This is a genomic window from Burkholderia sp. LFS061 (assembly GCF_047978125.1).
Classification (GTDB): Bacteria; Pseudomonadota; Gammaproteobacteria; order Burkholderiales; family Burkholderiaceae; genus Burkholderia; species Burkholderia pyrrocinia_C.
Genome location: NZ_JBFPFS010000002.1, coordinates 85,014 through 97,910 on the forward strand (window position 1 = coordinate 85,014; position 12,897 = coordinate 97,910).

Annotated in this window: 12 protein-coding genes; 10 read left to right on the forward strand and 2 right to left on the reverse strand. The window is 68.6% G+C overall.

Features of this window, described 5'->3' with window-relative positions; all coding sequences use genetic code 11:
* Positions 1-53: 53 nt before the first annotated feature.
* The 5 genes from ACNQQL_RS01945 to polX all read left to right on the forward strand — a co-directional run bounded on the left by ACNQQL_RS01945 (position 54) and on the right by polX (position 6,193).
* Entirely contained in the window at positions 54-836 is a 783-nt protein-coding gene (locus ACNQQL_RS01945) for a Crp/Fnr family transcriptional regulator (RefSeq protein ID WP_347063013.1), read from the forward strand.
* Between the two features lie 32 nt (positions 837-868).
* Positions 869-2,245, forward strand: coding sequence for an undecaprenyl-phosphate glucose phosphotransferase (locus ACNQQL_RS01950; RefSeq protein WP_347063014.1), 1,377 nt, complete (start codon positions 869-871; stop codon positions 2,243-2,245).
* A 153-nt stretch (positions 2,246-2,398) separates the two neighbouring features.
* Positions 2,399-3,571, forward strand: a complete 1,173-nt coding sequence (locus tag ACNQQL_RS01955) for a glycosyltransferase family 4 protein (RefSeq protein ID WP_416392496.1) — start codon at positions 2,399-2,401, stop codon at positions 3,569-3,571.
* A 305-nt stretch (positions 3,572-3,876) separates the two neighbouring features.
* A complete protein-coding gene (locus ACNQQL_RS01960; protein ID WP_034179693.1) occupies positions 3,877-4,269 on the forward strand; it encodes a TraR/DksA family transcriptional regulator in 393 nt (130 codons plus the stop codon).
* A gap of 157 nt (positions 4,270-4,426) precedes the next feature.
* A complete protein-coding gene (gene polX, locus ACNQQL_RS01965; RefSeq protein ID WP_347063015.1) occupies positions 4,427-6,193 on the forward strand; it encodes a DNA polymerase/3'-5' exonuclease PolX in 1,767 nt (588 codons plus the stop codon).
* Positions 6,194-6,232: 39 nt separating this feature from the next.
* Here the strand turns inward: polX and ald are convergent, their stop codons facing one another.
* Positions 6,233-7,348 (reverse strand): alanine dehydrogenase, encoded by a 1,116-nt coding sequence (gene ald, locus ACNQQL_RS01970; RefSeq protein ID WP_204422800.1) that lies wholly within the window; start codon positions 7,346-7,348, stop codon positions 6,233-6,235.
* A gap of 322 nt (positions 7,349-7,670) precedes the next feature.
* On the opposite strand from ald, the gene ACNQQL_RS01975 reads away from it, so the two are divergent.
* Positions 7,671-8,087, forward strand: coding sequence for a DUF3995 domain-containing protein (locus ACNQQL_RS01975; protein ID WP_204422801.1), 417 nt, complete (start codon positions 7,671-7,673; stop codon positions 8,085-8,087).
* Between the two features lie 12 nt (positions 8,088-8,099).
* Here ACNQQL_RS01975 and ACNQQL_RS01980 read toward each other — a convergent pair whose 3' ends face one another.
* Positions 8,100-8,339 carry an RNA 2'-phosphotransferase gene (locus tag ACNQQL_RS01980; protein ID WP_347063156.1) on the reverse strand — a complete coding sequence of 80 codons (240 nt, stop codon included), beginning with the start codon at positions 8,337-8,339 and terminating at the stop codon, positions 8,100-8,102.
* Here ACNQQL_RS01980 and ACNQQL_RS01985 point away from each other — a divergent pair.
* The 4 genes from ACNQQL_RS01985 to ACNQQL_RS02000 all read left to right on the forward strand — a co-directional run bounded on the left by ACNQQL_RS01985 (position 8,286) and on the right by ACNQQL_RS02000 (position 12,802).
* The gene (locus tag ACNQQL_RS01985; protein WP_347063016.1) at positions 8,286-8,462 is read left to right on the forward strand and encodes a hypothetical protein; all 177 of its coding nucleotides are present in this window, start codon (positions 8,286-8,288) and stop codon (positions 8,460-8,462) included. The genes ACNQQL_RS01980 and ACNQQL_RS01985 overlap by 54 nt on opposite strands.
* Positions 8,463-8,862: 400 nt before the next feature.
* Complete coding sequence (locus tag ACNQQL_RS01990; RefSeq protein ID WP_105389907.1) at positions 8,863-9,603, forward strand: gluconate 2-dehydrogenase subunit 3 family protein; 741 nt, start codon at positions 8,863-8,865, stop codon at positions 9,601-9,603.
* On the forward strand, positions 9,603-11,381 hold the full coding sequence (locus ACNQQL_RS01995; protein ID WP_072436655.1) for a GMC family oxidoreductase: 1,779 nt from the start codon (positions 9,603-9,605) through the stop codon (positions 11,379-11,381). Before ACNQQL_RS01990 ends, ACNQQL_RS01995 begins: the two co-directional genes overlap by 1 nt.
* Positions 11,378-12,802 carry a cytochrome c gene (locus ACNQQL_RS02000; RefSeq protein ID WP_347063017.1) on the forward strand — a complete coding sequence of 475 codons (1,425 nt, stop codon included), beginning with the start codon at positions 11,378-11,380 and terminating at the stop codon, positions 12,800-12,802. The genes ACNQQL_RS01995 and ACNQQL_RS02000 overlap by 4 nt, the downstream gene beginning before the upstream one ends.
* Positions 12,803-12,897 lie beyond the last annotated feature (95 nt).

The window sequence follows — 12,897 nt, forward strand, 5'->3', positions numbered from 1 at the left end:
ACGAGTTCCGTGCATGCGGCTGCACGCGGCGCGGACATAAAAGGGATACAGACATGCTTCATCTTCACTCGAGCTACTCGGCGAATGCCATCCTCGATGCCCTCCCGGAGGACAGCATCCGCACCATCGCACCGCACCTCGAACTGGTCCGGATCAAGGCCGGCATGCTCGACCGGGTCGGCGAGCCGATGCGCCATCTGCATTTCCCGACGACCGCAATGATGTCGGTGCAGCACCTGATGGAGGACGGTGCGATGGTCGAGGTGGCGGTGGTCGGCCGCGAGGGCGCGGTCGGGCTTGGCACGCTGGTTGGGGGTATCGCCGCGTCGAACCGGGTCGAGGTGCGCATCGGCGGCACGGCCTATCGCGTGCCCACCTGCGTGATGCGCGCCGAATTCGAGCGTTCGCCCGAGACTTACCGGCTGCTGCTCAACTACTGCCAGGCGACGATGGCGCAGATCTCGCGCAGCGCGCTGTGCAACCGGCATCACTCGGTCAGCGAGCAGCTCAGCCGCTGGCTGCTGCTGGCGCACGACCGGATCGACGGCGACGAGCTGGCCGTCACGCAGCAGACGATCGCGAACATGCTCGGCGTGCGGCGCGAAGGCGTGACGGAAGCGGCCGGCAACCTGCAGGAAGCCGGGCTGATCCGGCAGCGCCGCGGCCGCATCACGGTGCTCGACCGCGACGGCCTCGAACATCACGCGTGCGAATGCTACGACCTGATTCGTGCCGACTATCGCCGCTTGCTCGGCACGCGCGGAAATGCGCGGTCGACGCCGGTGCGCCCCCGCATCCAGGAGGTACGTTGCGGATTCCCGGCACACGGTGCGTGACGATGCAGTCGAGGTCCGGTGGAACGAATACGATGCGGCGTGCCGCGATCGCGGCGGCCGATGTCGTGCTCCTGCTGGCGGGGGCACTCGCTGCGCAGGCGGCGTCGGGCCTTGCGTGGCCCGAGCTGTCCGATGCGCAGCGCGGTGCGATCGCGCTGCTGTGCGTGTTGACCGTGGCGCTGCTGCCGCGCCACCTGCGCGGCGGCGTGGCGCCGCATGGCGGCACACACGTGCCGACGCAGACGATGGTGGCCGTGGTTTGCGCGAGCGTGCTGACGGTGGCGGCCACGATGTGGATCATGAACCGCGGCGGCACGGTCACGACACGCTGGATCGTGCGCACGGTGCTGTCCGGCGACGCGTCGCTGCTGCTCGGCCGCGCCGCGCTGCTGGCGCTCGCGCTGACGCGTGACGACCCGCGCGCGCGGCAGCGCCGCGTCGCCGTCGTCGGCGCAACCGCATACGGGCGCGTCGCGATCGAGCGGATGCAGCTTGCATCGAATGGCCCGTTCGTCGCGGCCTGCGTATTCGACGACGATGCGCCGGCCGCCGCGGGCGGCATCGGCGGCGTGCCGGTGATCGACGACTGGAATGCGTTGCGCGACATGATTCGCGGCGGTGCGATCGACGAGGTGTGGCTCACGCTGCCGATGTCGCACGAGTGGCGGATCCAGCGCATCGTGCGCGAGCTGCGCGACGAATTCGTCGAGCTGCGGCTGTTGCCCGACGTGCGGCAGATGGCCGTCGTCGATCGCTCTGCGACCGACGTGCTCGGCATGCCGGCGATCAATCTCGCGACCACGCCGCGCTCCGCGCCGGAGCTGTGGGCGAAGTTCGCGTTCGATCGGCTGTTCGCGTTCGGCGTGCTGATTCCGTTGCTGCCGCTGCTGTCGATGCTGGCGATCGCGGTCAAGCTGTCTTCGCCGGGGCCCGTGCTGTTCAGGCAGCGCCGCAAGGGTGTCGACGGTCGCGAGTTCGACATCCTGAAGTTCAGGACGATGCGCGTGCATCGCGTACAGCCGGGCGTACTGCGGCAGGCGTCGCGTAACGATTCGCGCATTACGCGCGTCGGCGCATTCCTGCGGCGCACGTCGCTCGACGAGCTGCCGCAGTTCTTCAACGTACTGTTCGGGCAGATGTCGGTCGTCGGGCCGCGTCCGCATGCGATCGAGCACGACGACTTCTATCGGCAGTTGATCGACTGCTACATGTACCGCTACCGCGTGCGGCCCGGCATCACCGGATGGGCACAGGTGAACGGCTATCGCGGCGAGACGCGCAAGGTCGAGGCGATGGCCGCGCGCGTGAAGTTCGATCTGTTCTACATGCAGAACTGGAGCTTCTGGTTCGACATGAAGATCATCCTGTTGACGGTCGTGCGCGGCTTCATCGGGCGCAACGCTTTCTGAGGATCGCGAATCGTCCGGAAAGCGGTGCGTTGTGCGGTCGAACGTACCGACCGGATAGCAGGCGGCGGACACACTGACGGCACAGCAGCATCCCGCGCAACGGGGTGTCCGGCGGCGCGCAATCGCGCCGCAGCCATCGGAACAGTCACGATCATGTCAACGTCGATTCGGGAGCGAGGCGCACCTGTATTGCAGGAAGCGCGCGTGAAACGGGGCGTCGGAGCAGCCGCGCACACCGCGCGGTTGCGCGGCCTCGTAATCAACGGAAAATTCACTGCGCAGCGCATGACGGGCGTTCAGCGGGTGGCATACGAACTGACGGCCGAACTCGCGCGCATCGCGAACGCCGACGATGCGCCGGCGCTGGTCGTGCCGTCCGATCACGATCCGGCGGCATTGCCGGCCGGTGCGCGGTCGCAGACCTCCGGTCGCCGCCACGGCGCGCTCTGGGAACAATGGACGCTGCCGCGCACGACGCGCGGCCGGACCTTGCTGAGCCTATGCAACATCGGGCCGCTGGCGAAGCGCGATCAACTGCTGATGATTCACGATGCGGCGATTTTCGATCTGCCGGCCGGTTATTCGCTCGCGTTCCGTCTGTGGTATCGCTTTGCGTTCTCGATCCTGAAGCGGCGCGCGCGCCATATCGTGACGGTCTCGCATTTTTCGCGGGCGCGGCTGGCCGCGCGGCTTGGCGTGCCGCCCGCACGCCTGTCGGTCGTGCCGGGCGCAGTCGATCATATCGACCGGATCGACGCCGACCCCGGCGTGCTGTCGCGGCTGAATCTGCAGACGGACCGCTATGTGCTGTTCGTCGGGTCGCTCGCGCCCGGCAAGAATCTCGGGCGCGCGCTTGCGGCGATCGCGCTGATGCGCGAGTCGCATCCGACGCTGCGCTTCGTGATCGCGGGCGGCGCCAATGCGAAGATCTTCGGCGCACGGGCAGCCGGCTTGCGCGAAGACGACCCGTACATCACGTGGGCCGGCTACGTGACCGACGGCGAACTGAAGGCGCTGTACGAGCATGCCGGCTGCTTCGTCTTTCCATCGTTGTACGAAGGGTTCGGGCTGCCGCCGCTCGAGGCGATGCGGTGCGGCTGCCCCGTCGTCGTGTCGCACGAGGGCGCACTCCCGGAAGTCTGCAGCGGAGCGGCATTGTTCTGCGATGCGTATTCGCCGCCGGATATCGCGGCGTCGATCGCGCGCGTGATGGACGATCCCGAACTGCGTGCGCGGCTGCGCACGATGGGCCGCGAGCATGCGCGGCGTTACAGTTGGCAGCGCTCGGCGCGCGCATTGCTCGACATCGTTCGTGCCGATGCCTGACGCGCGATGACGTCATGTTGCGCTGCGGATCGAGCGATCCTTCGCGGCGTTTGTATCAGACGAATCCGGCGATGGCGCGTTTTTGCGTCCGTCCCCAGTTTCCGCGAGCATGCGGCGAGCGCCGCGCTGATTCCGGTCAACACACGCGTGTTCAATGGGTTTATCCTGCGTCGAATGCATCCGGCGCTGCATGCGTCCGGGCGCATATCCGGGCGCGGCGGCGCCGGTCGTGTCTATCCGCCGCGCACCGGCGCGACACCGCGCGCCACACTTTCCGCGCGGAACCCGGAACAGGAGAGACGGCCATGGCGCTCGACCAACAACAACGGCAGATGCTGCAACAGCGGCTGAAGGAGAGCGAGCAGACGCTGCGTGCGGAGATCCGCACGAGCGAAGACCAGCGCGCGTCGGAATCCTATGCGGACCTTGCCGGCGCGTCGCCGGACGAGGGCGACGAGGCGAACGCGGATCTGTTCGTCGACGTCGATCATGCGTTGATCGGCATGAAGCTGACCGAACTGCGTGCGATCGGACGCGCACAACTGCGAATGCGCGACGGCAGCTACGGCGAATGCATCGATTGCGACGCGCCGGTCGACTATGAGCGCCTGCTCGCGCGCCCGACCGCCGAGCGCTGCACGCACTGTCAGTCGGTCTACGAGCGACGCTACGCGACGACACCGCGTGCATCGCTCTGACGTCGCGCTCGCGATCCCGCTTTCGCGCTGCACGCGATGCGCGGCCGGCGTAGGATGACGAACGGGCGCCCGGCGGCGTCGACATGCGGCGCCGGGCGGGCAGACGCCGTCGCGCACGCGTGCGGCGCCATCCACGTGGAAGGGAGCCACGCCGATCATGCCGATCCACAATGCCGAGTGCGCGGCCGTGTTCGCCGAGATCGCGGACATGCTCGAAATCCAGGGCGCCAATCCGTTCCGCGTGCGTGCCTACCGCAACGCCGCGCGTACGATCGCCGACTACGGGCGCGACATCCCGACGATGATCGCGAGCGGCGACGATCTCGGAAAGATTCCGTCGATCGGGGCCGATCTCGCGTCGAAGCTGCGCGAGATCGCCGCGACCGGCACCTGCGAACTGCAGCAATCGCTGCGCCACGCGCTGCCGGGCGCGATCGTCGAGCTGCTCGACGTACCGGGGCTCGGCGCGAAACGCGTGAAGGCGCTGCATGACGCACTGCACGTCGATTCGCTCGAACAGCTTCGCGTCGAAGCGAAGAGCGGGCACGTGCGCGAGTTGCCGGGCTTCGGCGCGAAAACCGAAGCGCATCTGCTCGAAGCGATCGACGATCGCCTGCAGCGCGAACCGCAGCGTTTCCTGCTGCCGGCTGCCGAGCAAGCGCTGACGCCGTTGCTCGAATGCCTGCGCGCGGTGGCCGGCGTCGGCAAGGTCGTGCCGGCCGGCAGTTTTCGCCGCCGCCGCGAGACGGTCGGCGATCTCGACATTCTCGCCACTGCACGCGATCCGGTGGCCGTCGCCGACGCGTTCGTCGGTTACGACAAGGTGGCGCGCGTGCTCGCGCACGGCAAGACGAAGTCGAGCGTCGTGCTCGACGGCGGGTTGCAGGTCGACCTGCGCGTCGTCGACGCCGATGCGTTCGGCGCGGCGCTCGTCTACTTCACCGGATCGAAGGCGCACAACATCGCGCTGCGCAGGATCGCGCAGGCCGGCGGGCTGAAGATCAACGAATATGGCGTGTTTCGCGGCGACGAGCGGATTGCCGGCACGACGGAGGCGTCGGTCTACGATGCAATCGGGCTGCACGTCGTGCCGCCCGAACTGCGCGAGAATCGCGGCGAGATCGACGCGTCGCGCGCGGGCACGCTGCCGGCGCTGGTCGAGCGCAAGCATATCCACGGCGACCTGCATGCGCATACGAACGCATCGGCCGGCCGCGACGGCCTGCGTGCGATGGCCGACGCGGCGCGCGCACGCGGGCTCGCGTACCTGGCCATCACCGACCGGGCACCGCCTGCCGACGGCGGCCGCAACAGCTTCGAATGGCTCGCGCGGCAGCTCGACGAGATCGATCGCGTCAATGCGTCGTTCGACGATTTCGTGCTGCTCAAGGGCGTGGAAGCCGGCATTCTCGAAGACGGCAGTCTCGACATACCCGACGCGATGCTCGGCCGGCTCGATCTCGTCGTCGGCGCGGTACGCGACGGCTTCGACCTGTCGCGCGCCGCGCAGACCGACCGCATGCTGCGCGCGATGGACCATCCGCATTTCACGATACTCGCGCACCCGACCGGCCGCATGCTCGGCGAGCGCGACGCATGCGAGCTCGACGTGCCGCGCGTGATCGCGCAGGCCGCGGCGCGCGGCTGCTTCGTCGAACTCGATGCGCAGCCGCGGCGGTTCGACCTGCCGGACATCTGGTGCCGCGAGGCCGCGAAGGCCGGCGTGCCGGTCGCGATCGGCTCGGATGCGTGCAGTGCGGACGAACTCGACAACCTCGCGTACGGCGTCGATCAGGCGCGACGCGGCTGGCTCACGCGGCCGGACGTGCTCAACACGCGCACGCTCGCGCAACTGCGGCCGCTGCTCGCGCGCACGATGGGTGGGGGCGGCGGGTCGAAGCGGAGCCGGTCGAAGGGTGAGTGAAGACGGCCGGCAACGCGTGCTGCCAGCCGTGCGTTCATGTCATGCCAGCACGCCGGCGGCCGGCACATAAGGCAGGCCGAGCGCCAGCGCGACCGCTTCGTACGTGATGTGCCCGTCGCAGACGTTCAGGCCTGCGCGCAGGTGCGGATCGTCGGTCATCGCCTGCTTCCAGCCCTTGTCGGCGAGCGCGAGCGCATGCCCGAGCGTCGCGTTGTTCAGCGCGAAGGTCGACGTGCGCGCGACCGCGCCGGGCATGTTCGCGACGCAGTAGTGCACGACGCCGTCGACGACGAAGGTCGGGTCCGCATGCGTTGTCGCACGCGAGGTCTCGAAGCATCCGCCCTGGTCGATCGCGACATCGACGACGACCGCGCCCGTGCGCATCGTCGCGATCATGTCGCGCGTGACGAGCCGCGGCGCCGATGCGCCGGGCACGAGCACCGCGCCGATCACGACGTCGGCTTCGCGCACGGCTTCGTCGATCGTATGCGCATTCGAGCAGACGGTCGTGATCCGGTTGGCGAAGACGAGGTCGAGCTGACGCAAGCGGTTCACGTTGTTGTCGAGCACGGTGACGCGCGCGCCGAGGCCGACCGCCATCTGCAGCGCGCCGGTACCCACCACACCCGCGCCGAGCACAACCACGTGCGCGGCCGGCACGCCGGGCACGCCGGCCATCAGCACGCCGCGGCCGCCGCGCGGGCTTTCGAGGTGGGTCGCCGCGACCTGGATCGACATGCGTCCCGCCACCTCACTCATCGGCGCGAGCAGCGGCAGGCCGCCGCCGGGCGCCGTCACGGTTTCATACGCGATGCAGACGGCGCCGGACTTCACGAGCGCGGCCGCCTGTTCGGGATCGGGTGCGAGATGCAGGTAGGTATAGAGAATCTGGCCGCGCCGCAGCATCGCGCATTCGGCCGGCTGCGGCTCCTTGACCTTGATGATCATGTCGGCGCGCGCGAAGATTTCGTCGGCGCCGTCGCACAGCGATGCGCCCGCGGCCGTGTAGTCGTTGTCGAGCAGGCCGATCGCCGTGCCCGCGCCGCGCTGGACGAGCACGGTATGGCCGTGCCGCGTGAGTTCGCGCGCGCCGGCCGGCGTGAGGCCGACGCGGTATTCGTGGTTCTTGATCTCCTTCGGCACACCGATCAGCATGAGTCGCCGCCATGGCCTTCGTTATCGTTGTCGTGCATGTGCGCCGCGCGGCGAACGATGCGCGTGCGGCCGGTTGCGCAGGGGCATGCCGACCGCAGTACTGGAATACCAGCGTAGTAGTGCGTTGAGGGAAGTCAAGCGGACGGCCGGCACCACGATGTCTGCGCATTGCACCGCAGCACGCACTGCGGCGGGTTGCGACCGGACGCCGCAATGCACGCGATGCCGGGTTTCGGTATCGTCTTGCGTGTCGCGGGCCGGGGCCGCGTGCCGGAATCCTCCGGCAAAACGACGAGACAACGAGACGAGGACATTTACCGACATGACCGGCGCGTATTTCAGCGTGCCGACGCTTTGCGCGATCGCGCTCGTTCACGTCTACTGGGCGTTTGGCGGGCGGCTCGGCAAGCGTGCGGCCATTCCGGAACAGGACGGCATGCCGCTGCTGCGGCCGACCGCCGTCGGTACGTTTGCCGTCGCGGCGGCGCTGCTGGCCGGCGCATGCGTGGTCGCCGCGCGTGCCGGCTGGTTGGGGCGGAACGCGTATCCCGGCACGATCGCATTCGCGGTCGTCGCGCTCGCATTGATCTTCGCGGTGCGGGCCGTCGGCGATTTCCGCTATGTCGGCTTCTTCAAGCGGGTTCGCGGGTCGCGTTTCGCGCGGATGGACACGCTGTATTACTCCCCGCTTTGCGCGGCGCTTGCGCTGTCGCTTGCGTCGATGTTCTGGCCGCGGTGAGCGGCGTGCGGCTCACCGCGCCGGCGTGTCGATCTGCGTGAGATATTCGGCCGGCACGGTGTCGGTCAGCCATACGCCGTTTTCGGCGACGAAGAACGTGCGGCCTTGCCGGTGCATGCGCTGCGCATCGACTTCGAGAATCGCGGGCACGCCGTAGCGTGTGCCGACGGCCAATGCAGTCCGGATGTCCGGCGACAGATGCACGTGATGACGGACGCCGGGTTTCAGCCCTTGCGCCAGAATCGACTCCAGGAAGCGCGTCGCGGTGCCGTGCTAGAGGCGCTCGGGCGGCTGCGCGGCTCGGCCGGCGAGCGCGCCATCCTTGCGCATTCCCGCTTCCGGATTTTTCAATTGTTGCAATTTTCGACGCATTGAATTGCATCGAACCGCCTAGCAATGGAACCGGTTCCATATATAATTCGCGGCACTCGTCGCCGGACCCGAAAGAGGGCCGTGCGCGTCGCGCCTGCTGTGGCAAACGCGGCGTCCAGGTTGAACACGGTTATGGCGGTGGCGGGCAGATCCAGGCCGACAGGCCGGTATTTGTCCGACGATAAGGCCCGCGAAGAGGTCGATCCGCGCCGCCGGAACCTGCACGCACGCGGCTGCATGACCGCGCCGTCGCGCATCGTGCGGCCGGTGTCTGCATCGAGGTTGTTCGCAACACACGAATGAACAGGACGGCCAGCCGCATGCGGCATGGCTGCCGTGCCGGACCCGCTGCATACGGAATGCGCGCGTCCGGCCCCCGATCCCCAACGATCAACATCCGACCATGTCCACGCCACCTGACAAACCCAACTCGCGCCGCCGTTTCCTGCGCACGTCGGTCGCGCTCGTGCCGATCGCGTCGGTCGCCGGCTGCGACCTGCGCGCGTCGTCGCCATCCGCGACGACGGCCGGCAACGCGCCCGCCGCCTCGGCCAGCGCCGAACGCGCCCCGTACAAGCCGACCTTCTTCGATGCGAAGGAGTGGGCGTTCGTCCAGGCTGCCGTCGACCGGCTGATTCCGGCCGACGCCGAAGGCCCTGGCGCGCTCGAATCGGGCGTGCCCGAATTCATCGACCGCCAGATGGAGACGCCGTACGCGCACGGCGCGACGTGGTACATGCAGGGGCCGTTCCAGCAGGGCGTGCCCGAGCTCGGTTACCAGTTGAAGCTCGTGCCGCGCGACATCTACCGGCTCGGCATCGCGGCCGTCAACCGCTATTGCGAAAAGGCCCACGGCAACGCGTTCGCGGATCTCGACGCGCCGACGCGCGACACCGTGCTCGGCGCGCTGGAGAAGGGCGGCGCGCAGATCGACGACGTGCCGCCCGGCGTGTTCTTCGGCCAGTTGCTGCAGAACACGCGCGAAGGCTACTTCTGCGATCCGGTGCACGGCGGCAATCACGACATGGCCGCGTGGAAGATGATCGGCTTTCCGGGCGCGCGCGCGGACTTCATGGATTTCGTCAACCAGAACGGCAAGCCCTATCCGTACGGCCCCGTCTCGATCAACGGGGAGCGCACCTGATGGCCGCAGAGAAAAAGCCGCATGTCGATGCGGTCATCGTCGGCTTCGGCTGGACCGGCGCGATTCTCGCCAAGGAACTGACCGAAGCGGGCTTGAAGGTCGTCGCGCTCGAGCGCGGCGAGTATCGCGACACCTATCCGGACGGCGCGTATCCGAACACGATCGACGAGCTGACCTACAACGTCCGCAAGAAGCTGTTCGTCGACCTGTCGAAGACGACCGTCTCGATCCGCCACGGCGTGCAGGACACCGCGCTGCCGTACCGGCAGCTCGCCGCGTTCCTGCCGGGCGAGGGCGTCGGCGGCGCGGGGCTGCACTGGTCGGGCGTGCACTTCCGGATCACGCCGGAAGAGCTGCGCCTGCGCAGCCACTATGAAGAGCGCTACGGCAAGAAGTTCATCCCCGCCGGGATGACGATCCAGGACACCGGCGTCAGCTACGACGAGCTCGAGCCGCATTTCGATTTCGCCGAGAAGGTGTTCGGCACGTCGGGGCAGGCGTACAAGGTCGGCGGCAAGGTGGTCGGCGACGGCAACGTGTTCGAAGCGAACCGCAGCAACGACTTCCCGTTGCCCGCGCAGCTCAATACCTATTCGGCGCAGCGCTTCTTCGATGCGGCGCAGTCGCTCGGCCTGCATCCGTACCGGCTGCCGTCGGCGAACACGTCGGGCCCGTACACGAACCCGTACGGCGTGCAGATGGGCCCGTGCAACTTCTGCGGCTACTGCAGCGGCTACGCGTGCTACATGTACTCGAAGGCGTCGCCGAACCTGAACATCCTGCCCGCGCTGAAGCAGGCGCCGAACTTCGAGCTGCGCTCGAAGTGCCACGTGCTGCGCGTCGACCTCGACGACACGAAGAAACGCGCGACGGGCGTCACCTACGTCGACCCGGCCGGGCGCGAAGTGCACCAGCCGGCCGATCTCGTGATCGTGGCCGCGTTCCAGTACCACAACGTGCACCTGCTGCTGCTGTCGGGCATCGGCAAGCCGTACGACCCGATCTCGGGCGAAGGCGTCGTGGGCCGCAATTTCGCGTACCAGAACCTGTCGACGATCAAGGCGTTCTTCGACAAGGACACCTACACGAACCCGTTCATCGGTGCGGGCGGCAACGGCGTCGCGGTGGACGATTTCAACGCGGACAACTTCGACCACGGCCCGCTCGGCTTCGTCGGCGGCTCGCCGCTGTGGGTGAACCAGGCCGGCGCGAAGCCGATCAGCGGCATCGCGACGCCGCCCGGCACGCCGCAGTGGGGCTCGGCGTGGAAGAAGTCCGTGAAGGACTACTACGCGCACACGATCTCGATGGACGCGCACGGCACGAACATGTCGTACCGCGACGTGTATCTCGACCTTGATCCGACCTATCGCGATTCGTACGGCCAGCCGCTCTTGCGGATGACCTTCGACTGGAAGGACAACGACATCAGGATGGCGCAGTACGTGACCGGGCAGATGAAGAAGATCGCGGAGGCGATGGGGCCGAAGGCGATCGGCGTGTCGACGCGCGAGTTCGGCAAGCACTTCGATTCGCGCGCGTACCAGACGACCCACCTCGTCGGCGGCGCGATCATGGGCACCGACCCGAAGACGAGCGTGCTGAACCGCTACCTGCAGTGCTGGGACGTGCACAACGTGTTCGTGATGGGCGCGTCGGCGCTGCCGCAGGGCATCGGCTACAACCCGACCGGGATCATCGCGGCGCTGGCCTACTGGTCGGCACGCGCGATCCGCGAGCAATACCTAAAGAATCCCGCCCCGCTGGTGACCGCATGAAGAGGACGATGAACCACAACGCCGCGCGCCACCTTTCCCCGGTGCGGCGCGCGCTGGCGGCCGGCGCGGCCTGGGCCGCGTTCGGCCTTGCGGGCACCGCGGCTTTCGCGCAACCGGCGGTTGCGCCCGCGGCGGCTTCGGGCCCCGCGGCCGCGCCCGCGGCTCGATCCGCCGACGCGAACCTCGTCAAGCGCGGCGAATACCTGGCCCGCGCGGGCGACTGCATCGCATGCCACACGGCGAGCGGCGGCAAGCCGTTCGCGGGCGGGCTGAAGTTCGACACGCCGATCGGCGGAATCTATTCGACGAACATCACGCCGGACCCGAAAACGGGCCTGGGCGGCTGGACGTTCGACGACTTCACCCGCGCGGTGCGCGAGGGCGTGCGCAAGAACGGCGACACGATGTATCCTGCCATGCCGTTCCCGTCCTATGCGCGCCTCACCGACGACGACATGAAGGCGTTGTACGCGTACTTCATGCACGGCGTCGCGCCCGTCGAGCACGAGAACCGCGCGGTCGACATCGTGTGGCCGCTGTCGATGCGCTGGCCGCTCGGGATCTGGCGCAAGATGTTCGCGCCGTCGCCGAAGCCGTTCGACGCGGCGCCGTACACCGACCCGGCGGTCGCGCGCGGCGCGTATCTCGTGCAGGGTCTCGGCCACTGCGGCGCGTGCCACACGCCGCGCGCGCCGACGATGCAGGAGCGCGGGCTGACCGACGCGGACGGCCCGGACTTCCTGGCCGGCGGCGCGGCGATCGACGGCTGGGTGCCGACCAGCCTGCGCGGCGAGCCGCGCACCGGGCTCGGCACGTGGACGGAAACCGAGATCGTGCAGTTCCTGAAGACCGGCCGCACGCTGCGCACGGCCGCGTTCGGCGGGATGACGGACGTGGTCGGCCACAGCATGCAGCACATGACCGACGACGACCTGAATGCGATCGCGCGCTACCTGAAGACGTTGTCGCCGCGCGTGCAGGGCGAGCAGCCGCACGTGTACGACGCGGCCGCCGCGAAGGCCTTGCAGACCGGCGACGCGAGCAAGCCGGGCGCGGCCGTCTATCGCGACAACTGCATGGCGTGCCACCGCAGCGACGGCCACGGCTACACGCGCGTGTTCCCGGCGCTCGCCGGCAACCCGGTCGTGCAGGGCGGCGATCCGACGTCGCTGATCCACGTCGTGCTGGAGGGCAGCGCGCTGCAGGGCACGCACACCGCGCCGTCGACCTTCACGATGCCGCCGTTCGGCTGGCGCCTGTCGGACCAGGAAGTCGCGGACGTGTCGAACTTCGTGCGCACGAGCTGGGGCAACACGGGCGCGCCGGTGACGGCCGCGCAGGTCGCGAAGGTGCGCAAGAGCGTGCCGTCGACCCGACCGGAACCGCCGCCGGGCGCGCGGTTCCCGCAAGCGTCGCGCTGACGGGGCGGCGGAGCGCAGGCCCCGCCTGTCCGAGCCGCTTCAAGGCGCCGCCGAGCCCGCGCGGCGCCTGCCATTCCACCGGGGTTGCACCCCGC